The 24,915-nt window shown below is 69.8% G+C and carries 18 protein-coding genes; 7 read left to right on the forward strand and 11 right to left on the reverse strand.

Translation table 11 applies throughout. The features are described from left to right. Positions 1 to 117 precede the first annotated feature (117 nt). Entirely contained in the window at positions 118 to 3,210 is a 3,093-nt protein-coding gene (gene putA, locus PMI01_RS17105; protein WP_007671654.1) for a bifunctional proline dehydrogenase/L-glutamate gamma-semialdehyde dehydrogenase PutA, read from the reverse strand. Between the two features lie 384 nt (positions 3,211 to 3,594). Here putA and PMI01_RS17110 point away from each other — a divergent pair, with 384 nt between their 5' ends. Beyond that, a complete protein-coding gene (locus PMI01_RS17110; protein WP_193352454.1) occupies positions 3,595 to 4,116 on the forward strand; it encodes an Lrp/AsnC ligand binding domain-containing protein in 522 nt (173 codons plus the stop codon). A 190-nt stretch (positions 4,117 to 4,306) separates the two neighbouring features. On the opposite strand, the gene PMI01_RS17115 is transcribed toward PMI01_RS17110, so the two are convergent. Continuing rightward, the gene (locus PMI01_RS17115) at positions 4,307 to 4,876 is read right to left on the reverse strand and encodes a CGNR zinc finger domain-containing protein (protein WP_007671658.1); all 570 of its coding nucleotides are present in this window, start codon (positions 4,874 to 4,876) and stop codon (positions 4,307 to 4,309) included. A gap of 90 nt (positions 4,877 to 4,966) precedes the next feature. Between PMI01_RS17115 and PMI01_RS17120 the strand changes: the two genes are divergently transcribed. Beyond that, positions 4,967 to 5,470, forward strand: a complete 504-nt coding sequence (locus PMI01_RS17120; RefSeq protein ID WP_007671659.1) for a lipocalin-like domain-containing protein — start codon at positions 4,967 to 4,969, stop codon at positions 5,468 to 5,470. 262 nt (positions 5,471 to 5,732) lie between these two features. On the opposite strand, the gene PMI01_RS17125 is transcribed toward PMI01_RS17120, so the two are convergent. From PMI01_RS17125 to PMI01_RS17135, 3 genes are read right to left on the reverse strand one after another with little or no spacing between them, the layout of a single operon-like run. Continuing rightward, the gene (locus PMI01_RS17125; protein ID WP_007671660.1) at positions 5,733 to 7,148 is read right to left on the reverse strand and encodes an efflux transporter outer membrane subunit; all 1,416 of its coding nucleotides are present in this window, start codon (positions 7,146 to 7,148) and stop codon (positions 5,733 to 5,735) included. A 1-nt stretch (position 7,149) separates the two neighbouring features. Continuing rightward, positions 7,150 to 10,344 carry an efflux RND transporter permease subunit gene (locus tag PMI01_RS17130; RefSeq protein WP_007671661.1) on the reverse strand — a complete coding sequence of 1,065 codons (3,195 nt, stop codon included), beginning with the start codon at positions 10,342 to 10,344 and terminating at the stop codon, positions 7,150 to 7,152. A gap of 12 nt (positions 10,345 to 10,356) precedes the next feature. Continuing rightward, a complete protein-coding gene (locus tag PMI01_RS17135; RefSeq protein WP_007671663.1) occupies positions 10,357 to 11,517 on the reverse strand; it encodes an efflux RND transporter periplasmic adaptor subunit in 1,161 nt (386 codons plus the stop codon). A gap of 187 nt (positions 11,518 to 11,704) precedes the next feature. Here PMI01_RS17135 and PMI01_RS17140 point away from each other — a divergent pair, with 187 nt between their 5' ends. Continuing rightward, entirely contained in the window at positions 11,705 to 12,304 is a 600-nt protein-coding gene (locus tag PMI01_RS17140) for a TetR/AcrR family transcriptional regulator (RefSeq protein ID WP_007671665.1), read from the forward strand. 277 nt (positions 12,305 to 12,581) lie between these two features. Further along, positions 12,582 to 13,325, forward strand: coding sequence for a YceI family protein (locus tag PMI01_RS17145; RefSeq protein WP_007671667.1), 744 nt, complete (start codon positions 12,582 to 12,584; stop codon positions 13,323 to 13,325). Between the two features lie 103 nt (positions 13,326 to 13,428). On the opposite strand, the gene PMI01_RS17150 is transcribed toward PMI01_RS17145, so the two are convergent. After that, positions 13,429 to 14,871, reverse strand: a complete 1,443-nt coding sequence (locus tag PMI01_RS17150; protein WP_035036853.1) for a sugar porter family MFS transporter — start codon at positions 14,869 to 14,871, stop codon at positions 13,429 to 13,431. A gap of 295 nt (positions 14,872 to 15,166) precedes the next feature. Here PMI01_RS17150 and PMI01_RS17155 point away from each other — a divergent pair, with 295 nt between their 5' ends. Next, a complete protein-coding gene (locus PMI01_RS17155; RefSeq protein ID WP_007671672.1) occupies positions 15,167 to 17,368 on the forward strand; it encodes an outer membrane beta-barrel family protein in 2,202 nt (733 codons plus the stop codon). 182 nt (positions 17,369 to 17,550) lie between these two features. Here the strand turns inward: PMI01_RS17155 and xylD are convergent, their stop codons facing one another. The 4 genes from xylD to PMI01_RS17175 form a co-directional block, all read right to left on the reverse strand. Next, positions 17,551 to 19,332: a xylonate dehydratase XylD gene (xylD, locus tag PMI01_RS17160; protein ID WP_007671674.1), complete on the reverse strand. Its 1,782-nt coding sequence runs from the start codon at positions 19,330 to 19,332 to the stop codon at positions 17,551 to 17,553. Continuing rightward, entirely contained in the window at positions 19,319 to 20,194 is an 876-nt protein-coding gene (locus PMI01_RS17165; protein ID WP_007671676.1) for a D-xylonolactone lactonase, read from the reverse strand. The genes xylD and PMI01_RS17165 overlap by 14 nt, the downstream gene beginning before the upstream one ends. A gap of 146 nt (positions 20,195 to 20,340) precedes the next feature. Continuing rightward, positions 20,341 to 21,087: a D-xylose 1-dehydrogenase gene (xylB, locus tag PMI01_RS17170; RefSeq protein WP_007671678.1), complete on the reverse strand. Its 747-nt coding sequence runs from the start codon at positions 21,085 to 21,087 to the stop codon at positions 20,341 to 20,343. A 50-nt stretch (positions 21,088 to 21,137) separates the two neighbouring features. After that, positions 21,138 to 22,289 (reverse strand): fumarylacetoacetate hydrolase family protein, encoded by a 1,152-nt coding sequence (locus PMI01_RS17175; RefSeq protein ID WP_007671680.1) that lies wholly within the window; start codon positions 22,287 to 22,289, stop codon positions 21,138 to 21,140. Positions 22,290 to 22,497: 208 nt separating this feature from the next. Between PMI01_RS17175 and PMI01_RS17180 the strand changes: the two genes are divergently transcribed. Further along, positions 22,498 to 22,875, forward strand: a complete 378-nt coding sequence (locus PMI01_RS17180; RefSeq protein WP_007671682.1) for a DUF427 domain-containing protein — start codon at positions 22,498 to 22,500, stop codon at positions 22,873 to 22,875. A gap of 216 nt (positions 22,876 to 23,091) precedes the next feature. On the opposite strand, the gene PMI01_RS17185 is transcribed toward PMI01_RS17180, so the two are convergent. Then, positions 23,092 to 24,150 (reverse strand): LacI family DNA-binding transcriptional regulator, encoded by a 1,059-nt coding sequence (locus PMI01_RS17185; RefSeq protein WP_007671684.1) that lies wholly within the window; start codon positions 24,148 to 24,150, stop codon positions 23,092 to 23,094. Between the two features lie 177 nt (positions 24,151 to 24,327). Here PMI01_RS17185 and PMI01_RS17190 point away from each other — a divergent pair, with 177 nt between their 5' ends. Then, positions 24,328 to 24,858 (forward strand): molybdenum cofactor guanylyltransferase, encoded by a 531-nt coding sequence (locus PMI01_RS17190; RefSeq protein WP_007671685.1) that lies wholly within the window; start codon positions 24,328 to 24,330, stop codon positions 24,856 to 24,858. Positions 24,859 to 24,915 lie beyond the last annotated feature (57 nt).

Consider the following 24,915-nt stretch of genomic DNA (forward strand, 5'->3'; position numbering starts at 1 on the left):
GGGGGGGGGATCGGTGCAGAGAGCTTGGTGCGGCGGTGAAGCCCCACCCACCAGCTTCGCTGGTCCCCCCTCCCCATGAAGGGGAGGGAAGAACGGTTGTTGCCGGCGGCGTCGGGGTCAGAGATTCAGCAGCGCCGGATCGCCGCCCTGGGCCGTGATGTTGACGCTCAGCGCCCGCTCGACCGCGTAGCGCAGCAGGGCGTGGGGGCCGCCGGCCTTGGGGCCGGTGCCCGACAGGCCCTCGCCGCCGAACGGCTGGACGCCGACCACGGCGCCGGTCATCGAGCGGTTGACGTAACAGTTGCCGGCCGGGACCAGGCGCTGGACGTCGGCCGCGAAGCTCTCGATCCGCGAATGAACGCCCAGGGTCAGGCCGTAGCGGCGGGCCGCCAGGGCGCCGGCCACCAGTTCCAGGTCCTCGGGCCGGTAGCGCACCACGTGCAGCACGGGGCCGAACACCTCGCGCTCCAGGAAGTCGGCGGCCGGGATCTCGGCCAGCACCGGGGCGAAGAACGTGCCAGCCTCCGGGGCCTGCAGGACGTGCAGGATCTTGGCCTCCTGGCCCAGGCGGACCAGGTGCTTGTCCAGCGCGTCCTTGGCGTCGGCGTCGATCACCGGGCCGACGTCGGTGACGGCCAGGGCCGGGTCGCCGATCACCAGGGCGTCCATCGCGCCCTTCAGGCCGTCGATCACGCCGTCGGCGGTGTCTTCCGGCAGGAACAGCAGGCGCAGGGCCGAGCAGCGCTGGCCGGCCGAGCCGAAGGCCGACAGGATGACGTCGTCGATCACCTGTTCGCGCTGGGCGGTGGTGTCGACGAACATGCCGTTCAGGCCGCCGGTCTCGGCGATGAACGGGACGATCGGGCCCTGCCTTTGGGCCAGCGTCTGGTTGATCCGCCAGGCGGTGTCGGTGCCGCCGGTGAAGGCCACGCCGTCCAGGCCCTCGTGGGCGGTCAGGGCCGCGCCGACCGTCTCGCCGCGCCCCGGCAGCAGGGCCAGCAGGCGGTGGTCCAGGCCGGCGGCGTGGTACAGCTTCACGGCCTCCATGGCGATCAGCGGGGTCTGCTCGGCCGGCTTGGCCAGCACGGCGTTGCCGGACGCCAGGGCGGCGGCGATCTGGCCGGTGAAGATGGCCAGCGGGAAGTTCCACGGGCTGATGCAGACGAACACCCCGCGCCCGGCCAGGCGCAGGCTGTTGGTCTCGCCGACCGGCCCGGTCAGGACCTCGCCGGCCAGGTCGAACTGTTCCTCGGCCAGCTTGGCGTAGTAGCGGCAGAAGTCGACGGCCTCGCGCACTTCGGCCACCGCGTCGGGCAGGGTCTTGCCGGCCTCGCGCGACAGGACGGCGCACAGGCGCTCGAGATTGGCTTCCAGGGCGTCGCCCATGGCGCGCAAGACGCCGGCGCGCACGGGGCCGCCGGCCTGGTCCCAGGCCGGCTGGGCGGCGCGGGCCAGCTTGAAGGCCTGGTCGATCTGCGGCGGCTGGGCCTCGGAGACCACGCCCACCACGCGCTGCGGATCGGCGGGGCTGACGACGGGCAGGGGCGGCGCGCCGGCCGTCAGCTTGCCGCCGACCAGCGGACCGGCCGACAGGGTCAGCTTGTCCAGTTCGGCGACATGGGCGGCCAGGCGGTCGCGCGCGGCCTTGACCGAGAGATCGACGCCGGCGCTGTTGCGGCGGCGCGGGCCGTAGATGCCGGTCGGGACCGGGATCTTGGCGTGGCGGTCGGGGTGGGCCTCGACCGCGGTGATCGGATCGACCACCACCTTCTCGACCGGCACCCGCTCGTCGAGCAGGGCGTGGACGAACGATGTGTTGGCGCCGTTCTCCAGCAGGCGGCGGACCAGGTAGGGCAGCAGGTCCTCGTGGCCGCCCACCGGGGCGTAGGCCCGCAGGGTGACGCCGTCATAGAGGTCGTCGGCGGCCTTGTAGAGCGCCTCGCCCATGCCGTGCAGGCGCTGGTGCTCGATCTTGACGCCGGCGTTCTTGGCCATGCGCACCACGGCGGCCAGGGTGTGGGCGTTGTGGGTGGCGAACTGGGCGTAGAGGTGCGGCGCGGCGGCCACCAGGGCCTTGGCGCAGACCAGGTACGACAGGTCGGTGGCGGGCTTGGTCGTGTAGACCGGATAGTCGGGCCGGCCGGCCACCTGGGCGCGCTTCACTTCGCTGTCCCAATAGGCGCCCTTGACCAGGCGGACCATCAGGCGGCGGCCGGTTTCCTTCGACAGGGCCGTCAGCCGGGCGATCACCTCGGGGCAGCGCTTCTGGTAGGCCTGGACGGCCAGGCCCAGGCCGGTCCATTCGCCGAGGCCGGGCTCGCGGCACAGCCGGTCCAGCAGCTTCAGCGACAGCGCAAGTCTGTCCGCCTCTTCGGCGTCGATGGTGAAGTTGATGTCGTACTTGGCCGCGATCAGGGCCAGGCGCAGGATGCGCGGATAGAGCTCGTCCCAGACGCGGGCTTCCTGCGTCGCCTCATAGCGCGGCGTCAGGGCCGACAGCTTGACCGACACGCCGTGGCCGGCTTCTGGGCCGGCCTTGCCCGACAGCTTGCCGACCGTTTCGATGGCGTCGGCATAGGCCTTCTCGTAGCGGGCGGCGTCGGCGGCGGTGCGGGCGCCTTCGCCCAGCATGTCGAAGCTGCAGATGTCGCCGTCGCCGGCGGCGCGCTTGATGGCCGCCTCGATCGTCCGTCCAAGGACGAACTGCTCGCCCATGATGCGGATGGCCTGGCCGACGGCGGCGCGGATCACCGGCTCGCCCAGGCGGCCGGCGATCTTCTTGATGAAGCCGGGCAGGTCCTTCTGCGCCTGGTCGTCGGGCTCGACGATCTTGCCGGTCAGCATCAGGCCCCAGGTCGAGGCGTTGACGAACAGGCTGTCGGAGCCGCCCAGGTGGCTGGCCCAGTCGGCCGAGCCGATCTTCTCGGCGATCAGCTTGTCGCGGGTGTCGTCGTCGGGGGTGCGCAGCAGGGCCTCGGCCAGGCACATCAGGGCTAGGCCCTCGCGGGTGCCCAGGCTGAACTCCTGCAGGAAGCTTTCGACCACGCCCTGCTTGCGGACGCTGCGGCGGGCGCCGCGCACCAGGGCTTCGGCCTCGGCGCGCACGGCGGCGCGGTCTTCCGAACTCAGGGGCTGGGCGGCCAGCAGGTCGGCGATCACCGCCGCCTCGTCGCGATACTTGCCGTCGTCCAGGGAGTCCCAATCGGTCATGGTCGCCTCGCTATTGGTATATCGTCGCTATATCGCCGCCTTGTTCGAAGGTGCTTCGTTTGTTTGGGGATCGGGCAGTACGATCTTCGGCAAAATCGCCGACGGACGCTGTTCGCTCCACGGGGCGCTCCTGGGCGCGCGACAGGACGTCGCGACGCGTGGCCGGGATGCAGAATGGGCGGGAAGGAGAGCGGTGGGAAGGGACACGATACGGGGGGAGGTCGCGTGTCCCTTCCGCTCTCGCGCGACGCTCTACGGGGGAGAAGCGCGTCGCGATGCCGCCGCTTGCGCGGGGCGGGTCCAGGCTGCCCGGGGAACGCCGAGGGGGGAGGTGGCGGGCCGGGCTGGCTAGGACGATCGAAGGTATAGCGCTGCCATGGGCGAATGTGCTTTGTTTGTGACAGTTATTTTCCGAAGTATCTTCGGCAAAACTGGGTAAAAGCCATGTCCACTTTGGATGACACTGATCGCCGACTTTTGCGGGTGCTGCAGGCCGACGGCCGCATCACCAACGCCGAGCTGGCCAAGCGCTGCAACCTGTCGCCGGCCGCCACCTTCGACCGCGTGCGACGGCTGCGCGAGCGGGGGTTCATCACCGGCTACGCGGCCCTGCTCGACCCGGCCAAGGTCGACCGCGCCCTGCTGATCTTCGTCGAGGTGGTGCTGGACCGCACCACCGGCGAGGTGTTCGAGGACTTCGCCGCCGCGGTGCGCCGCGCGCCCGAGATCCTGGAGTGCCACATGGTGGCCGGCGGCTTCGACTACCTGATCAAGGCCCGGGTGCGCGACATGGAGGCCTATCGCGGCTTCCTCGGCGATATCCTGGTGAAGATGCCGGGCGTGCGCGAGACGCGGACCTACGCGGTGCTGGAAGAGGTGAAGAGCACGGTGCAGCTGCCGCTGTGAGGCGGTTGGGGCTGTAGGTGGCCCACTCCCATTCGTCATCCCCCGACTTGTTCGGGGGACCCAAGCAGAGTCCGACGCTCTGTCCAGCGCTGCTTGGGTCCCCCGCATAAAGCGGGGGATGACGGAGCTTTTGAGTTGAGGGAGCGCTCGCAGCGCCTGGATCAGCCAACTGCCCAGACCCCCTAACGCCTCAGCCGCCCTTCTCCCGCTTCCGATATCCCGCCACCTTGGCCTTGTTCCCGCAGGCGCTCATCGAGCACCAGCGGCGGTCGCCCTTGCGCGAGGTGTCGACGAACAGCACTGCGCAGGGCGGGCCCTCGCACTGGCGGATGCGGTCCGAAAAATCGCCGCCCAGCAGCGACACGCCCTCGCGGGCCAGTTCCGCCAGCAGGCCGCGGACGTCGCCGGACAGCCGGGCGCGGCCTTCGGCGTCCAGCTGCAGCGGGGCGGCGGGCAGGGCGGCGTAGCCGTTGATCAGTTCGCGGTCGGCGTCGGGCAGGGCCACGCCCTGCGCCCGCGACAGGGCCAGGCGATAGAGCGCCTCGCGCAGCGACCGGGCCTGGACCAGGTTGCCCTCGGTCGAGCCCGGCGCGGCCTCGGCCAGCTGCGCCGCCACCAGCCAGCGGTCGAGGTCGGCGGGCGTGGCCAGCAGGTCGCGCGGCGCGGCGCCCAGCCGGCCGACGACCGTCGCCGCCAGGTCCAGGGCCGGACTGCCGCCGCGAAACTTGAAGCCGTCGCGGATCTCCGCCTTCGCCGTCATGCCTCACTCCGAACCGGATTGACAGGTTACGGTGTTTCGCGAAGGATCGGCAAGCTAACCTGATAAATAGGTTACATACTGGAGAGCGACATGAAGTTGATCCACGGGCGCCGCCTGGGCGCGGGCCTGGCGCTGGCGACAGCCCTGCTGGCCACGGCCGCGACGGCGGCCGAGCCCTCGCTGGCCGGGACCTGGACCCTGACGGCGGCCGACCGCCTCGCGCCGGACGGCTCGCGCTCGCGCGACTATGGTCAGCATCCGAAGGGACGGCTGATCATCGACGCCCAGGGCCGCTACAGCCTGCAGATCTTCAACGACGAGCGCCTGCGCGTCGCCTCGGGCGACAAGGCGACGTCCACGCCGGAGGAGTTCGCCAGCGCGGTGATGGGCTCGTCCACCCACTACGGAACCGTCGCCGTCGACCCGGCGGCCCATGTGCTGGTCTTCCGGATCGAGGGCGCGTCGTATCCCAACTGGGAGGGGACCGAGCAGCGTCGGAAGTACGCCCTGACCGATGACGGGCTCAGCTACCAGGTGCCCGTGCCGCGGCCGGATGGTTCGGTCCCGATCTCGGAGTGGCGGCGGGTGAGGTAGGGCGGCGTTCTTTACGCCCACCTACGTCCGTCATCCCCCGCTTTATGCGGGGGACCCAAGCTGAACATCAGAACAAGAACTGGCCAACGCGGCTTGGGTCCCCCGAACAAGTCGGGGGATGACGAACGTTGGGGGCTTGGTGAAGGTTGGGCAAGGTTGGAAGGGGCGCATGGGGGGATGCGCCCCTTCCGGCTTGGCGGCGTCGGGGGGGGATGACGCCGCTAGCGGCCCCCGCTAGGGACGGGGGATCTTCATCGCCGCCCTAGCTGGCCGGCGCGGCGGGGGCGCCGCCGCCGAGGGCCTTGTAGAGGGTGGCCAGGTTGGTGGCCCGCACCAGGCGGGTGCCGATCAGGCCCTTTTGCGAGGCGTAGAGCGTGCGCTGGGAGTCCAGCAGGTTCAGCGAGCTGTCGATGCCGGCGCCGTAGCGAGCCCGCGACAGGCGGACCGTGTCGTTGGCGGCGGCGACGAGGCGCTCCTGCGAGGCGACGCGGTCCTGGATGGTGGCCTGCACGGCCAGGGCGTCGGCCACCTCGCGGAAGGCGGTCTGCACGGTCTTCTCGTAGGTGGCCACGGCGATATCGCGGCTGGCCTTGGCGCTGTCGAGATTGGCGACATTGGCCCCGCCGGCGAAGATCGGCAGGCTGATGCGCGGCGCGAAGCTCCAGGTGCCATTGCCGCTGTCGAACAGGTTGCTCAACTCGCCGCTGGCCACGCCCGTCGCCGCCGTCAGGCTGATGCTCGGGAAGAACGCCGCGCGGGCCGCGCCGATATTGGCGTTGGCCCCGGCCAGGCCGTGCTCGGCGGCCAGCACGTCGGGACGACGGGTCAGGACGTCCGAGGGCAGGCCGGCCGGCAGGTCGGCCAGGATCTGGGCGGTGACCAGGCCGCCGGCCGGCAGCAGGTCGGCGGGGACGTTGGTCCCGACCACCAGCCGCAGGGCGTTCTTGTCCTGCTCGACCTGGGCGATGTAGGTGGCCACGTCGGAGCGGGCGGTCTCGACCAGGGTCTCGCCGTCGCGCACTTCCAGCTGCGAGACCGCGCCGGCCTCGAAGCGGCGGCGGATCAGCACCATCGACTCCTCGCGGGTCTCCAGGGTCTCCCGCGACAGGGCCAGCAGGTCCTGGTCGGCGGCCAGGTTCAGCCAGGCGTTGGCGGTTTCGGCGATCAGGCTGATCTGCACCGCGCGGCTGGTCTCGCGAGTGGACAGGTAGCTCTGCAAGGCGGCGTCCTTGAGGCTGCGCACGCGGCCGAAGATGTCCAGCTCATAGGCCGTGACGCCGACGCCGGCGGTGTAGGACTCGACGTCGCGGGAAACGCCCGGCTGGGTCTGGGCCGAGGAGTTCCGGCCCTTGGTCCCCGTCGCCGTGGCGTCGACGCCCGGCACGAGCGCCGCGCGCTGGACGCGGTACTGGGCGCGGGCCTTCTCGATGTTCAGCACCGCCACCCGCAGGTCGCGGTTGTTGTTCAGCGACAGGTCGATCACGCCTTGCAGGCGCGGGTCCTCGAACACCTCGCGCCAGCCCAGGTCGGCGGCGGAGACCGCCGACCCGGTATTGGTGGAAGCAATCGGCCAGGCGTTGTCCACCGCCAGGGCGGGACGCACGGTCTTCGGGGCCAGGGTGCAGGCGCTGAGCGCCGTGGCCGCCAGCAGGGTGAGGGTCAGGTTACGTAGCAGCATCTCAGTGGCCCTCGGCCGGGATAGCGGGCGCCTCGTCCTGGTGACGCGGCTTGGGTTTGAAGATCCGTTCGACCACCACGAAGAACAGCGGGACGAAGAAGATCGCCAGCACGGTGGCCGAGATCATGCCGCCGATCACGCCGGTGCCGATGGCGTGCTGGCTGCCGGAGCCGGCCCCGTTGGAGATCGCCAAGGGCAGCACGCCGAAGACGAAGGCCAGCGAGGTCATGATGATCGGCCGCAGACGGATGCGGACGGCCTCCAGGGTGGCTTCGACCAGGTTTCCGGTCCGCTCGTAGATGTCCTTGGCGAACTCCACGATCAGGATGGCGTTCTTGGACGCCAGGCCCATGGTCGTCAGCATGCCCACCTGGAAGTAGATGTCGTTGCTGAGGCCGCGCAGGGTAGTGGCCAGCAGGGCGCCGACGATGCCCAGCGGGATGACCATGATCACCGACAGCGGGATCGCCCAGCTCTCGTACAGGGCCGCCAGCAGCAGGAACACCACCAGGATCGAGATGGCGTACAGGGCCGGGGCCTGGTTGCCCGATTCCAGTTCCTGGGCCGACAGGCCGGTCCATTCGAAGCCGATGCCGGCCGGCAGCTTGGCGGCGATGGCCTCCATCGACTTGATGGCGTCGCCCGAGCTCTTGCCCGGGGCCGGAGCCCCCTGGATGTTCATCGACGACAGGCCGTTATAGCGCTCGAGACGCGGCGAGCCGTAGATCCAGTGGGTGGTGGCGAACGAACTGAACGGCGCCATCGTCCCGTTGCTGGTGCGGACGTACCAGTTGTCCAGGTCCTCGGGACGCATGCGGTAGGGCGCGTCGGCCTGGACATAGACCTTCTTGATCCGGCCGCGGTCGATGAAGTCGTTGACGTAGGAGCCGCCCCACGCGGCGCTGAGCGCGGCGTTGATGTCGGCCGTGGTCAGGCCCATCGCCCCGGCCTTGGCCTGGTCGATGTCGATCTTCAGCTGCGGGGTGTCGTCCTGGCCGTTGGGGCGCACGCCGACCAGGTTCGGGTCCTGGGCGGCCATGCCCAGCACCTGGTTGCGGGCGTTGGTCAGGGTTTCGTGGCCGACGCCGCCGATGTCCTGCAGCTGGAAGTCGAAGCCCGAGGAGGTCCCCAGTTCCGGCACCGCCGGCGGCACCACGGCGAAGACCATGGCGTCGCGGATCTGCATGAAGGCGCCCATGGCCCGGCCGGCGACGGCCGCGGCCTTCAGGTTGGCGGCCTTGCGCTCGTCGAAGTCCTTGAGGCGGACGAAGGCCAGGCCGGCGTTCTGGCCGGCGCCGCTGAAGCTGAAGCCCGAGACGGTGAACACCGACTTCACGGCTTCCTTCTCGCCCTCCAGGAAGTGGGTGCGCACCTGGTCGAGCACGCCCAGGGTGCGCTCCTCGGTGGCGCCCGGCGGCAGCTGGACGAGGGTGATCATGATCCCCTGGTCCTCTTCCGGCAGGAAGGCGGTGGGCAGGCGGATGAACAGGAAGCCCATCACCAGGATGACCACGCCATAGGCCAGCATCCAGCGGCCGGTCTTGCCCAGGATGCCGCGCACGGTGCCCTGGTAGCGCAGGCTGACGTCGCTGAAGTTGCGGTTGAACCAGTTGAAGAAGCGGTTGCCGAGGTTCACCACGGCGCCCAGCGGGCCCTGGTGATCCGTCCTGAGGACATGGCCCTGGCCATGGGTGACCGGCTTGAGCAGGGTGGCGCACAGGGCCGGGGTCAGGATCAGGGCGACCAGCACCGACAGGGCCATGGCCGAGACGATGGTGATCGAGAACTGCCGGTAGATCACGCCCTGCGACCCGCCGAAGAAGGCCATGGGCACGAACACCGCGGCCAGCACCAGCGCGATGCCGATCAGGGCGCCGGTGATCTCGTTCATCGACTTGCGGGTGGCCTCGATGGGCGACAGCCCCTCTTCGCTCATCACCCGTTCGACGTTCTCGACCACGACGATGGCGTCGTCGACCAGCAGGCCGATGGCCAGCACCAGGCCGAACATGGTCAGGGTGTTGATCGAGTAGCCGAAGGCCGCCAGCACCCCGAAGGTGCCCAGCAGGACGACCGGCACGGCGATGGTCGGGATCAGGGTGGCGCGCCAGTTCTGCAGGAACAGGAACATCACGATGAAGACCAGGACCACGGCCTCGATCAGGGTCTTGACCACTTCCTCGATCGACAGCTTCACGAACGGCGTGGAGTCGTAGGGGATGACGTACTTGTAGTTGGCCGGGAAGGTCTTCTCGAGCTCGGCCATCCGCGCCTTGACGGCGGCGGCGGTGTCCAGCGCGTTGGCGCCGGGGGCCAGCTTGATGGCCAGGCCGGCGGCCGGCTGGCCGTTGAACTTGGCGACCGAGCCGTAGCTTTCCGCGCCCAGCTCGACGCGGGCGACGTCGCGCAGGTGGACGATGGCCCCGCCGGGGCTGTTGCGGACGATGATGGCCTCGAACTCGGCCGGGGTGGTCAGGCGCGACTGGGCGGTGATCGTGGCGTTCAGGGCGGTGCCCGGCAGGTTGGGCGCGCCGCCCAGCTGGCCGGCCGAGACCTGGGCGTTCTGGGCCTTGATGGCCGCGATCACGTCGTTGGGGGTCAGGCTGTAGCTGGTCAGCTTGGTCGGATCCAGCCAGATGCGCATGGCGTACTGGGCGCCGAACAGCTGGACGTCGCCCACGCCGTCGACGCGGCTCAGCGGGTCCTGCAGGTTGCTGGCGATGTAGTCGGCCAGGTCGGTGCCGGTGGTGGCGTGGTCCTCGGAATAGAGGCCGACCACCATCATGAAGTTACGGGCCGACTTGGCGACCGTCAGGCCTTGCTGCTGCACTTCCTGCGGCAGCAGGGCCGTGGCGGTCTGCAGCTTGTTCTGGACCTGCACCTGGGCGATGTCGATGTTGGTGCCGGCCTTGAAAGTCAGGGTGGTGGTGGCCGCCCCGCTGCTGTCGCTGGTCGACGACATGTATTCCAGGCCGTCCAGGCCCTTCATCTTCTGTTCGATGACCTGGGTGACGCTGTCCTCGACGGTCTTGGCCGAGGCGCCGGGATAGAAGGCGCTGACCGAGACCTGGGGCAGGGCGATGTCGGGATACTGGGCGATCGGCAGCGTGCGGATGGCCAGGGCCCCCGCCAGCATGATCACGATGGCTATGACCCACGCGAAGATGGGCCGGTCGATGAAGAAACGGGAAAGCATGGCGGACCGGCCTTAGCGTTGAGCGGTAGCGGTGATGACGGCGGCCTTGACGGGCGCGCCGGGACGGACCTTCTGCAGGCCTTCGACGATGACCTGGTCGCCGGGCTTCAGGCCCGAGGTCACCAGCCACTTGTCGCCGATCGTCTGGCTGGTGGTGATGACCCGCGGTTCAGCCGCCCCCTTGGCGCCCACCACCATGACCGTCGCCGCGCCCTTGGGGTCGCGGCTGACGGCCGGTTGCGGGATCAGCATGCCGCCGTTGGCGACGCCCTTGCCCAGCACGGCGCGGACGTACATGCCCGGCAGCAGCACGCCGTTCGGGTTGTCGAAGGTGGCGCGCAGGCCGACCGAGCCGGTGGTCGGGTCGACCGTGACGTCCGAGAACTCCAGGCGGCCGGGGACAGGGTAGGTCGAGCCGTCTTCCAGCTTCAGGGTCACCTGGGCCGAGCCCGAGCGGCCCAGCTGGCCGGTGGCCAGGTCGCGCTGCAGCTTCAGCATCTCGGTCGAGGACTGGGTCAGGTCGACATAGATCTTCGAGAGGTCCTGCACCGTGGCCAGGGCGGTGGCCTGGCTGGCGGTGACCAGGGCGCCGGGGGTCACCGAGCTCTTGCCGATGCGGCCCGAGATCGGGGCCAGCACGCGGGTGTAGCCCAGGTTGATGCGGGCGCTGTCGACGGCGGCCTTCTGGGCGGCGACGTTGGCGTTGGCGGTCAGGGCGGCGGCCTGGGCGTCGTCGTTGTCCTGCTTGCTGACGGCGTTGATCTCGACCAGGCCCTTGTAGCGCTCGGCCTTCAGCCGGGCGGCGGTGGCGGTGGCCTGGGCCTGGGCGAGGCCGGCGGCGGCGCTGTTATAGGCGGCCTGATAGGTGGCCGGATCGATCTGGTACAGCGCCTGGCCGGCGCGCACGTAGGCGCCTTCCTGGAACAGGCGGGCCTTGACGATGCCGCCGACCTGCGGGCGCACTTCGGAGACCAGGTGGGCCGAGGTGCGGCCGGGCAGTTCCGAGGTCAGGGTGACCGACTCGGTCTTGGCGACGATCACCCCGACCGGGGTGGGGCCGCCTTGGCCCATGCCGCCGGCCGCGCCCTGGCCTTGGCCGCAGGCCGCCAGGGTGAGCGCGATGGCCGCCAGGGCGGTTGCCGAAAGGACGGCGCGAGAACGGTCGAAGGACATGCATAACCCCAAGAGCGACAGGGCGTCGCAGGCCCTAAGCCTTGACGACGCCCTGGTGGTAACCAACATGAGAATGAACGTTCATTCTCAATCGGGCTGGACATAGGCGCCGAGGTGTCGCAAGTCAACCTCGGGGGTTCCGTCCAGCTTGACGTGACGGAAATTTAATTGGGACGCGTAGCTTTAGATGGTGGATGAGGCTCACACGGCGAACCGGCCGACGCCGGAGTCGCGGCGACAGCAGATTCTGGACGCGGCGTGCGACTGCGTGCGCCAGGCGGGTTTCCATGGGGCCAGCATGGCCGAGATCGCCAAGGCCGCCGGCCTGAGCGTCGGCCAGATCTACCGGTATTTCGAGAACAAGGAGGCGATGATCGCCGCCATCGTCGCCCAGGATCTGGCCGAGATGCGCGAGAAGTTCGCCGAGATGGAGAGCCGGCCGGGCACCTTGCTCGACGCCATCACCGAGCAGTTGCCCGAGGCCGTCGACAAGTGCTTCGATCCCGGCCGCGCCGCCCTGGTGATGGAGGTGCTGGCCGAGGCCGCCCGCAATCCCAAGGTCGCCACCATCGTCCGCGCCGCCGACGAGCAGGAGCGGGCCTTCGCCACCACCATGATGGCCCGCAGCCGCAAGCCCGAATGGAGCGACGCCGAGTTCGAGGCCCGCTGCGAGGTGGTGGGGATGCTGTTCGACGGCATGATGATGCGGGCGGTCAACCACCCCGACACGGACCGCGAGGCGCTGGCGCGCGTCCTGGACGGCGCGATCCGGCAATTGCTGGGCTAGGGCCAGGTCCGTTTCGCGCAATTGCTGTTTCCAAGACGCAGGCCGGGAGCGGGACTGACTCGTAAACCGCCAAGGGGGTGGATCGTTCCGCTAGGGCAACGCGCGCGGGGCGATCGGTCCTATTCGAACCACGCGGAGCGCGAGGTTCAAGAAAAATCGCTCGCCGATGTCGGAACCGGCCGCGCTCCCACGTCCTCTGCATCGAAACCAGGCCGCGGCTCGACCTCTGGCGCGCGGTTGGTCAATATCGGCCCAACAACCATGCAGGGATGACGCCATGATCCGTTCGAACTCTCGCCCGCGTTCCGCCTACGCCGCTGCGCTGATGCTGGCCGGGGCCCTGTCGGCGCTCGCCGCCTGCTCGCCGCCGGCCGCCAAGAAGACCGAGGCTCCGGCCGCGCCCGTCGCCGCCGCGCCCGCCGCGCCCGCGACGCCGCAGGTTCCGGCCGGCGACTACAAGCTGGACAAGGCCCACGCCAGCCTGGTGTTCAAGGTCAACCACCTGGGCTTCTCGCACTACACCGCCCGGTTCGCCGACTTCGACGCCAGCCTGAAGTTCGACCCGGCCAACCCCGCCGCCTCGAGCATCGAGGCCACCATCGACCCGCGCTCGCTGGAACTGCCCGCCCCGCCGGCCGGCTTCAAGACCGAGCTGACCGGACCGCAATGGCTGGACGCGGCCAAGTATCCGGCCATCACCTTCCGCTCGACCAAGGTCGAGGTTACCGGCGCCAACACCGCCAGGATCACCGGCGACTTCACCCTGCACGGGGTGACCAGGCCGGTGACGCTGGAGGCTGCGTTCAACGGCGGCTATGCCGGCCATCCGATGGATCCGCACGCCCGCATCGGCTTCTCGGCCCACGGGGTGTTCAAGCGCTCGGAGTTCGGCATCGGCTTCGGCGTGCCGGCCGCCGGCTCGACCATGGGCGTCAGCGACGAGGTCGACGTGGCGATCGAAACCGAGTTCAGCGGCCCGCCGCTGGCGACGGCCCCGGCGGCTCCGGAGAAGCCGGAATAGGACGCAAAGAAAAACGCCCGGGAAGCCAAGCTCCCCGGGCGTTCGTTTTTCTGGCGACTGTCGGGGACAGGCGCATGCGCCTGTCCCCAGCCTTGCAACCGTATCAGCCCACCATGTCTTCCAGTTCCTGCCCGCGGGTCTCGCGGACCATCTTCTGGACGAAGAAGAACGAGATCAGCGCGGCGGCGCCGTAGAAGCCGTAGGTGATCGGCAGACCCAGGCCCGCGGCCATGGCCGGGAAGCTGACCGAGATGCCGAAGTTGGCGATCCACTGGGCGAAGCCGGCGACGGCCAGGCCCGAGCCGCGGATCTGGTTGGGGAACATCTCGCCCAGCATCACCCACATCACCGGGCCCCAGCTGAGGTTGAAGAACACCACATAGGCGTTGGCCGCGATCAGGGCCACCAGCCCGACCTGGTCGGACAGGTGCAGCGAGCCGCCCGTCAGGCTGCCGGTCGAGAAGCAGACGGCGACGATCCCCAGGGTCACGGCCATGCCGGCCGAGCCGATCAGCAGCAGCGGCTTGCGGCCGATGCGGTCGATCAGGGCGATGGCGGCCAGGCAGGCCAGGATCGACAGCGACCCCGACAGGATGTTGATCTTCAGCGCGTCGTCTTCCGAGAAGCCGACCGACTGCCACAGCACCGCGCCGTAGTAGAAGACGATGTTGATGCCGACCAGCTGCTGGAACACCGCCAGGCCGATGCCGGTCCAGACGATCGGCCGGATCTTGTTGGTGGCCTTGTCGATCAGGTCGCTCATCTTCGGCTTGTGGTGGTCGGCGGCCAGCGAGTCGCGGATTTCCTCGACCTTGCGGGGGGCGACGGCGGCCCCGAACAGGCGGGCCAGAACGGCCTCGGCCTGGTCTTCCTTGCCCTTGGCCACCAGGTAGCGCGGGCTTTCCGGGATGCCGAGCAGGGCCAGCAGGAAGATGCCGGCCGGGATGGTCTGCATCCAGAACATCCAGCGCCAGGCCGGATAGCCCATCCAGAACGGGGCGGTCGAGCTGCCGGCGGTGTGGGCCAGGACGTAGTTGGCCACGAACGCCCCGGTCAGGCCGGTGATGATCATGATCTGCTGCACCGACGACAGCCGGCCGCGGATGTTGGCCGGCGTGACCTCGGAGATATAGACCGGGCACAGCACGCTGGCCGCGCCGACGCCCAGGCCGCCGATCAGGCGGAAGATGATGAACTCGACCGACGACGACGACATGCCGCTGCCGATCGCGCTGACGATGAACAGGGCGGCGGCGATCATCATCACCGTGCGGCGGCCGATGACGTCGGCCAGGCGGGCCGCGCCGAACGCGCCGAACGCGCAGCCGATCAGGATGGCCCCGACATTGAGGCCGGTGCCCAGCTTGCTGAGCTTGAAGGCGCTTTCCAGGCCTTCCTGCGTGCCGTTGATGACGCCGCTGTCGTAGCCGAACATGAAGCCGCCGATGGTGGCGACGGCGACGATCGCGGCGATGAAGGCCATGTTGACCTTCGCCCCGTCGGCGCTCATGCCGGGGCTCGGGCCGGCGCTGGAGACTGATGCCACTGGTGTCTTCCCCGATGGGCCCGAAGGCCGGTTTCATCCCTAGGCGGTCCTTGTCGGACCTCTGGTTGGCGGCGACCTTAGTGTTACCGGTATCAGCACGCAAGTAGTGGCTTGGCGCGCTGCCGATCGGCCGACGCGCGGCGATAGTGTCATGTCGCGCCGCGCCCGCAACCGGCTCCGGCGACAAACATTGCCGAAAAGACATTTGCTCCCGGTGTCCGGCCGCGCTTTACGCTCGCCGGCCGGAACCGCACCGTCGGGGGGCGGTCGCCGGCCTGTGTTCCGGGGACCGTCCTTGCGTCTGAAAGTTTCTCTGCTCGCCGCCGCCGCGGTGCTCCTGCCGTCGACCTTGGCGCTCGCCGAGGCGCCTGTCGCCAAGCCGGCGCCCAAGCCGGGCGAGTCCGCCACCGCCGTCGAATCGGTGACGGTGACCAGCGACGCCAACGCCCTGCGCACCTCGATCGACCGCCGCAGCTACAGCGTCGGCAACGACCTGATGGCCAAGACCGGCTCGATCAGCGACGCTCTGCGCAACATCCCCTCGGTCGAGGTCGACGTGCAGGGCAATGTCAGCCTGCGCGGCGATCCCAACGTCACCATCCTGATCGACGGCAAGCCGTCGGGCATGTTCGCCGGCGAGGGCCGGGGCGACGCCCTGCAGCAGATGCCGGCCGACCAGATCGACCGGGTCGAGGTGATGACCAATCCCTCGGCCGCCTATCGCCCCGACGGCTCGGCCGGGATCATCAACCTGATCACCAAGAAGACCCACAAGCCGGGCGCGACCGGCTCGGTGAAGCTGAACGTCGGGCCGGACGGCCGCTACAACACCGGCGTCACCGGCAACCTCGTCAAGGGCAAGGCCACGGTCTCGGGCGAGGCGAGCTACCGCTTCGACCGCCAGGCGATGCGCCTGCTGGACGAGCGCGCGAGCGTCTCGCCCAGCATCGGCGGCAGTCAGGTCCGCCAGGACTCGCGGTTCGAGAACGAGGGCGGCGCGGTGAACCTGCGCGGCGGGATCGACTACGACCTGACCAAGACCGACCGCATCAGCGGCGAGGTCCGCTATCGCGGCATGGACTACGACATCGGCGGCGACGAGCTTTACGAGGAGTTTGGCTTCCCCCCGGGAATCCAGGGCCCCAGCCACCGGCGCGCCTCGACCGCGAAGATGGACCGCGACAACGGCGCCGTCAGCGCCGACTGGCGCCACCAGTTCAAGGGCGCCGAACACGAACTGACCGCCCACCTGGAATACGAGGTCACCGACTTCAAGCGCGGCGTCGACGCCCTGGTCGTCTCGGAGCCCGGCGGCGGCCGGCGCGACGAGCATTCGTTCTTCGGCGCCGACCAGGATCGCACGAACCTCAAGGTCGACTACAGCCGTCCTCTCGGGGAGGCCAAGCTCAAGACCGGCCTGGATCTGGAGCGCTCCAGCACCGACTACGACACGCGCTCGGGCCTGCTGTCCGATACGGCCAGCTCGGCGGGGCTGTTCGTCTACGACCAGGACGTCTATGCCGGCTACGTCACCTACGAGCGCCCGTTCGGCGACTTCACCGCCCAGGCCGGCTTGCGCCTGGAGCAGGTGAACATCACCACCAACCCCGTCTGGACCCGCTACAACGCCGGCGGCGGCCTTGTCCTCACGCAGACGGGAACGCCGCACCGGAACGACTATTTCCGGGCCTATCCGACCCTGCATCTGGGCTACGCCCTGAGCGACACCCAGACCCTGACGGCCAACTACAGCCGTCGGGTGCAGCGCCCGCAGGTCCAGGACCTCAATCCGAACCTGGTCTATATCGACCAGTACAACCTGCGGGCCGGCAATCCCGACCTGAAGCCGCAGGTGACCGACGCCTACGAGCTGGGTTGGCAGTACCGCAAGGGCCCGACCTCGTACCTGGCCACCGCCTATTTCCGCGACAGCGCCGACGTCGTCACCGACGTGGTCGAGGACTGGGGCGGCGGCGTCCTGCTGACCACGCGCGAGAACCTGGGCAAGAGCCGCAACGGCGGGCTGGAGCTGGTGACCAACGGCAAGCTGACGCCCAAGCTGTCCTACAACCTCAGCGCCAACGCCTTCTGGAACCAGATCGACGCGGGCAACCTGGGCTTCGTCGGCAAGCGCTCGGGGACCACCCTGTCAGGCCGCGCCAACCTCAGCTGGCAGGCCACGCCGAAGGACTTCTTCCAGCTCAACGGCTTCACCTCGGGCAAGCGGCTGACGCCGCAGGGCCACCGCGAGCCGATCTCGCTGGTCAATCTCGGCTACCGCCGCAAGGTCACCGACCGGCTGAACGTCGTGGTCACCGTCAACGACGTGGCCGACTCGTTCCGCGACGTGGCCGTCATCGACACCCCGCTCCTGCGCGAGCGCGCCAAGCGGACGGCCAAGGTGCGGGCCGCGTTCTTCGGCTTCACCTACGCGCTCGGCGGCGGCAAGCCCCGGCCGGAACAGTTCGACTTCGGGGGCGGAAACGTAGGGGGGTAGGCGCTTCCGCATCCTTCTCCCCTTGCGGGAGAAGGTGTCAGCCGTAGGCTGACGGATGAGGGGTCTCTCAAAAGCCAACGCCGCGACCGGCCCTTCGGCTGGTCGCGGCGTTGCTGTCCTTCGACCCCTCACCCGACCTCCTGCGGAGGCCACCCTCTCCCGCAAGGGGAGAGGGAAGAGCGCTAGTGGTTATGCCGCGGCAGCTTGGCCGCCAGGTCCTGATACTTGACCGCGAACTCCAGCACCCCGCCGGTTTCCAGCTGGCCGGTGTGGGCGCGATAGATCTCCTGCCAGGGGGTCATGGTCTCCGGCACGGGGGGCAGGCCTTCCAGCTTGCGCGCGGCGATCGTCGCCTCGTCCACCAGCGCGTCGCAGCGGCCGGTGTTGAGGTCGATGCGGATCACGTCGCCGGTGCGCAGCCACGACAGCCCGCCGCCGACCGCGCTCTCGGGCGAGGCGTTGAGGATCGAGGGGCTGTCGGCGGTGCCCGACTGGCGGCCGTCGCCCAGGGTCGGCAGGCTCATGATCCCCTTCTTCAGCAGGGCGTCCGGCGGCTGCATGTTGACCACCTCGGCCGAGCCGGGCCAGCCGATCGGGCCGGCCCCGCGGATCACCAGGATGGTGCGTTCGTCGATGCCCAGCGACGGGTCGTTGATGCGGGCGTGGTAGTCGCCGGAGCCGTCGAACACCACGGCCCGGGCCTCGAACGCGCCTTCCTGGCCGGGCTCCGACAGGTAGCGGTCGCGGAACTCCTGGCTGATGACGCTGGTCTTCATGATCGCGAAGTCGAACAGGTTGCCCTTCAGCACCAGGAACCCGGCCCGCTCGCTCATCGGCGCCGCATAGGGGAACACCACCTCGCGGTCGCGGGTCTCGCGGCCTTCCAGGTTCTCCGCCATGGTCTTGCCGGTGACGGTCATGGCGTCGCCGTGCAGGCGTCCGGCCTGCAGCAGCTCCCACAGCACGGCCGGCGCGCCGCCGGCCCGGTGGAAGCGCTCGCCCAGATACTTGCCGGCCGGCTGCATGTTGAGGATCAGCGGGATGTCGTAGGCCGCGCGCCAGTCGTCGGCGGTGACGTCCAGGCCGGCGTGGCGGGCCATGGCGACGATGTGCGGCTGGGCGTTGGTCGAGCCGCCGGCCGCCGCCACCAGGGCGATGGCGTTCTCGAAGGCCTGCTTGGTCAGGATGTCCTTGGGCTTGATGTCCTCATAGGCCAGGTCGACGATCCGCTGGCCGGTGCGATAGGCCATCTGGCCGCGCTCGCGATAGGGGGCGGGGATCGCCGCGCAGCCGGTCAGCGACAGGCCCAGGGCCTCGGCCACGGCGTTCATGGTCGAGGCGGTGCCCATGGTGTTGCAGTGGCCGGCCGAGGGCGCGCTGTCGGAGGCGCGCTGGATGAACTCCTCCTCGGTGATCTCGCCCGCCGCCAGCTTGCGCCGCGAGCGCCAGATCACCGTGCCCGAGCCGACCAGCTCGCCGTCGTGCCAGCCGTCCAGCATCGGCCCGCCCGACAGCACGATGGCCGGGATGTTGACGGTGGTGGCGGCCATGATCCCGGCCGGGGTGGTCTTGTCGCAGCCGGTGGTCAGCACCACGGCGTCGATCGGATAGCCGTGCAGGGTCTCGACCAGGCCCAGATACGACAGGTTGCGGTCCAGGGCCGCGGTCGGGCGCCGGCAGTTCTCGAAGATCGGGTGGACCGGGAACTCCATCGGGATGCCGCCGGCGTCGCGGATGCCGTCGCGGATCCGGGTCACCAGGTCCAGGTGGATGCGGTTGCACGGCGAGATGTCGCTGCCGGTCTGGGCGATGCCGATGATCGGCTTGCCGCTGCGCAGTTCCTCCGGGGTGATCCCGTAGTTCATGAACCGCTCCAGATAGAGGGCGGTCATGTCGATGTGGTCGGGATTGTCGAACCAGTCGCGCGAGCGGAACCGGCGGGGCGTTCTGTTAGGGGAGGTCAAGACGCACCTCATATTGGGGCTGGCCGGCGACGGCGACGGGCAGGGCGAAGACGCCGCCGCACAGCGGATAGGCGGCCAGCTGCTCGTCGCCGAGGCCCTTGCGGGCCGTGGTGAAATAGAGGGTCTTCAGGTCGGGGCCGCCGAAGCACGGCTTGGTGACATTGATGGCCGGCAGGGTGACGCGGTCGACCAGTTCGCCGGCCGGCGAGATGCGGATCGCGCCATGGCCGCCCCACAGGGCCGCCCAGACATAGCCCTCGGCGTCGACCACCGAGCCATCGGGCCAGGCGTCGTCGATCTCGAGGCGGAAGAATTGGCGCTTGTTGGAGAGCTCGCCGTCCGCGCCCAGGTCATAGGCCCAGATCACCTTTTCCAGGGTGTCGGTGTGGTAGAAGGTCTTGCCGTCCGGGCTGACGCACGGGCCGTTGGTGATGCAGACGCCCTGGTCCTGCTGGACCGGCTGGCCGTCGGCGCCCAGGCGGTAGAGCGCGCCCGTCGGGGTTTCCTCGCCGTCGTGCATGGTGCCGAACCACAGGCGGCCCTCGGCGTCGACCGTGGCGTCGTTGGGGCGGTTGTTCAGGTCCGCCGGCTCGATCTCGCCCAGATAGGCGAAACCCGTCTCGGGATGGAAGTGGTGCAGGCCGCTCTTGAGGCCGGCCACGAAGCCGCCGCCGGCGCGGGGGGCCAGGAACGTCACCTGGTCGGGCGCGTCGAAGCTCTTCGTCTCGCCGCTCTCGGGGTGGAAGCGGTGGACCTTGTGGCTCTTGATGTCCACGAACCACAGGGCCTGTTCGGCGGCTATCCAGATCGGGCCCTCGCCGAGGGTGGCCTTCAGGTCCCAGACGCAGATGGGTTCGGGCATTCGCGATATCCTTCACTATCCATCGCGGTATACCCCCTCCGGCCCTCTGGGCCACCTCCCCCAGAGGGGGAGGATCTACGCCGTGCGAGCTGCTCCCCCTCTGGGGGAGCTGTCGCGGAGCGACTGAGGGGGCTCTTCGCCGCGGCTCAGCGCCAGCCGGCGTCGATCCAGTATTCGTGCCCCGTGCACAGGGCCGCGTCGTCCGAGGCCAGGAACAGCACCAGCGAGGCGACGTGGTCGGGGACCAGCCGGCCCTTCAGGGCCTGGGCCGCCACGATCTCGGCCTCGCCCTCGGGCGTGTACCACTTCTCCTGGCGCTTGGTCTTGACGTTGCCGGGCACCACGCAGGTGACGCGGATGTCGTCGGGGCCCAGCTCGCGGGCCAGGGCCCGGGTCATGCCCTCGATGCCGGCCTTGGCGGTCTCGTACAGCACCAGGTCGGGCAGGCCCAGGTGCCAGGAGATCGAGCCGAAATTGATGACCGCCCCGCCGCCGCGCGCCTTCATGCCCGGGGCCACGGCCTGGGTGGCGAACAGCATGTGGCGCAGGTTCACCGCCATGCGCTGGTCCCAATAGGCCGGGGTGATCTCGGCCAGGCCATGGCGGTCGTCGTTGCCGGCGTTGTTGACCAGCACGTCGATCGGTCCGATCCGCGCGAAGGTCTCGGCCATCGCCTCCAGATCGGTCAGGTCGCAGCGCATGTAGGTGGGCGCGATGGGCGAGTCCGACAGCTTGGCGGCCAGGGCCTCGGAATCCGCGTCGACCACGTCGAGGAAGATCACCTCGGCGCCCTGGCGCGCGAAGGCCGCGACGATGCCGGCCCCGATGCCGGAGCCACCGCCGGTGACGACGACGCGCTTGCCCTGGAGGCTGGGATAGATGGCTGAGGACATACGCTTCACTTCGGGAGAGGTAACGTCGGGAGGGGGCAGGTCAAGACGGGTCACAGCAGACCGCGGCCGGCCAGGTTGCGGATCAGGGCCGAGACGCCGAACGTCCAGGGCGGGGCCACGTCGCAGGTGGTGACCTCGTTCTCCAGCACGCCCAGCTTCGGCGTGGCCACGCGCACCCGGTCGCCGACCTTGTGGGTGAAGCCCTGGCCGGCCGTGTCGCGGTCCTGGATCGGGGCGAACATCGTGCCCAGGAACAGCACGAAGCCGTCCGGGTACTGGTGCTGCTTGCCGAACGCCTGCCCCGCGAGGACGGCGGGATCTCGGCTGATCAGGCTCATGTTGCTGTGGCCGTCGAGCACGAAATTGTCGCGGCCGGTGATCTTCAGGGTGACCTCGGCCGAGCGGACGTCGTCCAGGCCGAAGCCGTCGTCGAACAGCCGGAAGAACGGGCCGATGGCGCAGGAGGCGTTGTTGTCCTTGGCCTTGCTGAGCAGCAGGGCCGAGCGGCCCTCGAAGTCGCGCAGGTTGACGTCGTTGCCCAGCGAGGCGCCGCGGATCCGGCCCGACCCGTCGCACAGCAGCACGACCTCCGGCTCGGGGTTGTTCCAGTGGCTGTCGCTGCGCACGCCGACCTGGTCGCCCCAGCCCATCGACGACAGGGTGGGGCCCTTGGTGAAGATCTCGGCGTCGGGGCCGATGGCCACTTCCAGATATTGCGACCACAGGCCGCCCTTGATCAGGGTTTCCTTCAGGCGCGCCGCGCCCTCGGAGCCGGGGTTCACGCCGCGCAGGTCGCCGCCCATGCTGTCGGCCAGCTGGGCGCGGATCTTCAGGGCCTCGGCGGCGTCGCCGCGCGCTCGCTCCTCGATCACCCGCTCCAGGGTCGAGACGGCGAAGGTGACGCCGGCCGCCTTCAGCACCTGCAGGTCGACGGGGGCCAGCAGCTTGGCGGCCGCGCCGTCGGGGTTTTCCCACACCGGGCGCACGTCCAGCGCCTCCAGCGGGCCCAGGTCGGCGCCGGCCGGAATGGCCGCGCCCGGGGCGAAGGCGTTCATTAGGTCCGACGTGGTCGGCGCGATCCGGCTGACGTCCTCGATCCGGCCGCCGCGCACCAGCACCGGCGTCGGGCCGTCGCCGAAATCGACCCGGCCCAGCAGGGTCGCGTCACGCCAGTCGTCGGGAAGGAAATCGCTGAGGGCCACCGGTCGTCTCTCTCCCAGGCTGGCGCGGTCTTGTTCGCCGCCCGCGCCTGTCGAATGTTGATGCTCTTGTTAGCGCTAACACAACAGTCGGCGCAAGCCCCGTGCTGGCGGCGGCCAAATCCTCGCCGGCCGCCCTGGCGAACCGGCGGGCCAGGGGCCACCTGCTGAGTCCAGCCTTAGCAGGCCAATCCTTGTCAGGGATGACATCATGAGCGAGCGCCCGATCAAGATCCCCGGACCCGACCACCCCATCACCATCGCGACGAACCCCAAGCGGGTGGTGGTCACGCTCGGCGGCCAGGTGGTGGCCGACACCCGCCAGGCCCTGACCCTGCGCGAGGCCAGCTATCCGGCCGTGCAGTACATCCCGCGCCAGGACGTCGACATGGCGTTGCTGCAACGCACCGACCACGCCAGCTACTGCCCCTACAAGGGCGAGGCCAGCTATTACAGCCTGCCGTCCGGCGGCGAACGCTCGGTCAACGCGGTGTGGACCTACGAGGCGGCCTATCCGTCGGTGGCGGCGATCCAGGACCACGTGGCGTTCTATCCGGACCGGGTGGACGGGATCGAGGAGCGGGATTAGGGGGGCGCTTCCTTCGTCATTTCAACACCCACCTATAACCACCGTCATCCCGGGCCTTGTGCCCGGACCCCTCGTTCAGCCCGCACGTGAAGTGCTTTGGCGCGCCGGCGCGCCACCCATCCGCACCTGCGGCGGAAAAAGGGGTCCCGGGCACAAGGCCCGGGATGACGGCGCTAAGTGGGAAAATTGGGAGGAGCAGCGGAAGCGGCTAACCTCTCACCCCTCCGGAACCGGCCCCGTCGAATCCCGGACGATCAGCGTATGCGGGTGCATCAGCTGGCGCGGTTCGCCGGTCTTGGCGCGCTTGCGGCGGATCTCTTCCAGCACCAGGTCGACGGCGGCGCGGGCCATGGCGGCGATCGGCTGGTGGACGGTGGTCAGGGCCGGCCAGATGTTGGCGGCGATCGAGGTGTCGTCGAAGCCGACGATCGACAGGTCGCCCGGCACGTCCAGGCCCAGGCGGTGGGCGACGCCGGCCGTGGCGGCGGCCATGTCGTCGTTGCAGGCGAAGATGGCGGTGGGGCGATCGTCGGCGGCCAGCAGCCGCTCGGCCGCCTCCAGGCCCGAGCGGTAGGTGAAATAGCCCTGCTCGATGGCCACCGTCTCCGGCGCCACGCCGGCCGCCTTCAGCGCGGTCAGGAAGCCGTCCAGTCGCTGCTGGCTGACCGTCTGGTTGGGGTGGCCCTTGATGAAGCCGAAGCGCGTGTGGCCCAGGGCCAGCAGGTGCTCGGTCAGCTCGCGGGCGGCGGCCTCGTTGTCGATGCGGATGGTGGCCATGTCGGCGCTGACCATGCCCGGCGCCACGGCCACGGCGGCGGCCCCGGCGGCGCGGACCTCGGCCAGGACCTGCGGCGACTCGCACAGCGGCGGCGGCAGGATCAGGCCGTCGACCCCGGTCTTCAGCAGCCGGGTCAGGGTGGCGCCGGCCAGTTCCGGCTCGGCGCACTTTTCGATCACCACCTGGGCGCCGGTGCGGCTGCTCTCGTCCAGCGCCCCGACCAGGAACTCCGACAGATAGCCGGTCGAGGGGTTGTCGTAGAGCAGGCCGATGCGGGCCGGGGCCGACCCGGCCAGGCTGCGGGCGGCCGGGTTGGGGGCGTAGTTGAGGTCGCGGATCGCCGCGTCGACCAGGGCCTTGGTCTCGGACTTGACCGTCGTCTCGCGGTTGATCACCCGCGACACCGTCATCGGCGACACGCCCGCCAGGGCGGCGACGTCGCGGATGGTGGCGCTTTGGGTGGTGCGCCGCCGTTGGCGCTCGTTCCGTTCACTCATCGATGGCCGTCCCTATATCGCGGCGGACACTAGACCGGTTCGGGCGCAACTTGAAAGGTGGCTGCAAGTGTTTGGCGAGGCGAGCCAACTGACAGCGCGATCAATAGGCTAGGCCCAGGCGCGCCTTTCGAGTTTTGTCCGCGGGCGGCCGGTTTGAAAATGCTCTAGGCTGGGGCCATGACCCCATTCGGCGCGATCATCCTGACCGGCGGCGCCTCGCGCCGCATGGGGGCCGACAAGGCCTCGCTCGACTGGGACGGCCAGCGGGCCGTCGACCGGGTCGCGGCCCTGGCGACGGCGGTCGGCGCGACGCGGGTGCTGACCGCGGGCCGCGCCTTCGGGCTGGAGCATGTCGAGGACCCCGCGCCCGGCGCCGGCCCGGTGGCCGGGGTGCTGGGCGGGGCGCGGGCCCTGGCGGCGCATGGCCTGGCCCGGGCCCTGGTCCTGGCGGTCGACGCCCCGACCGTAACCGCCGACGACCTGGCGCCGCTGCTGGCCGCGCCGGGGCCGGGGGCGGTCTACGAGGGCTTGCCGGTTCCGATGGTGGTCGCGTTGGCGGCGCTGCCCGCCGACGCCGAGCCCGGCTGGCCGCTGCGGCGACTGGTCGAACGGGCCGGGCTGGCGGCGCTGCCGTGCGACGAGGCGGTGCGGCTGCGGCTGCGCGGCGCCAACACGCCGGAGGAGCGGGCGCGGCTCTCTCAAGGCTAGCGGTTGGGGACCGGTTGGGGACACACACTCACTCCACGGTTTGAGAAAGTCTGGCGA

The sequence above is a fragment of the Caulobacter sp. AP07 genome (assembly GCF_000281955.1).
Lineage (GTDB): Bacteria > Pseudomonadota > Alphaproteobacteria > Caulobacterales > Caulobacteraceae > Caulobacter.

What these genes read in the sequence shown, in the direction of transcription:
- putA (WP_007671654.1), bottom strand. Translation starts at nt 3,210, where the DNA reads ATGACCGATTGGGACTCCCTGGACGACGGCAAGTATCGCGACGAGGCG.
- PMI01_RS17110 (WP_193352454.1), top strand. Translation starts at nt 3,595, where the DNA reads ATGTGCTTTGTTTGTGACAGTTATTTTCCGAAGTATCTTCGGCAAAAC.
- PMI01_RS17115 (WP_007671658.1), bottom strand. Translation starts at nt 4,876, where the DNA reads ATGACGGCGAAGGCGGAGATCCGCGACGGCTTCAAGTTTCGCGGCGGC.
- PMI01_RS17120 (WP_007671659.1), top strand. Translation starts at nt 4,967, where the DNA reads ATGAAGTTGATCCACGGGCGCCGCCTGGGCGCGGGCCTGGCGCTGGCG.
- PMI01_RS17125 (WP_007671660.1), bottom strand. Translation starts at nt 7,148, where the DNA reads ATGCTGCTACGTAACCTGACCCTCACCCTGCTGGCGGCCACGGCGCTC.
- PMI01_RS17130 (WP_007671661.1), bottom strand. Translation starts at nt 10,344, where the DNA reads ATGCTTTCCCGTTTCTTCATCGACCGGCCCATCTTCGCGTGGGTCATA.
- PMI01_RS17135 (WP_007671663.1), bottom strand. Translation starts at nt 11,517, where the DNA reads ATGTCCTTCGACCGTTCTCGCGCCGTCCTTTCGGCAACCGCCCTGGCG.
- PMI01_RS17140 (WP_007671665.1), top strand. Translation starts at nt 11,705, where the DNA reads ATGGTGGATGAGGCTCACACGGCGAACCGGCCGACGCCGGAGTCGCGG.
- PMI01_RS17145 (WP_007671667.1), top strand. Translation starts at nt 12,582, where the DNA reads ATGATCCGTTCGAACTCTCGCCCGCGTTCCGCCTACGCCGCTGCGCTG.
- PMI01_RS17165 (WP_007671676.1), bottom strand. Translation starts at nt 20,194, where the DNA reads ATGCCCGAACCCATCTGCGTCTGGGACCTGAAGGCCACCCTCGGCGAG.
- xylB (WP_007671678.1), bottom strand. Translation starts at nt 21,087, where the DNA reads ATGTCCTCAGCCATCTATCCCAGCCTCCAGGGCAAGCGCGTCGTCGTC.
- PMI01_RS17180 (WP_007671682.1), top strand. Translation starts at nt 22,498, where the DNA reads ATGAGCGAGCGCCCGATCAAGATCCCCGGACCCGACCACCCCATCACC.
- PMI01_RS17185 (WP_007671684.1), bottom strand. Translation starts at nt 24,150, where the DNA reads ATGAGTGAACGGAACGAGCGCCAACGGCGGCGCACCACCCAAAGCGCC.
- PMI01_RS17190 (WP_007671685.1), top strand. Translation starts at nt 24,328, where the DNA reads ATGACCCCATTCGGCGCGATCATCCTGACCGGCGGCGCCTCGCGCCGC.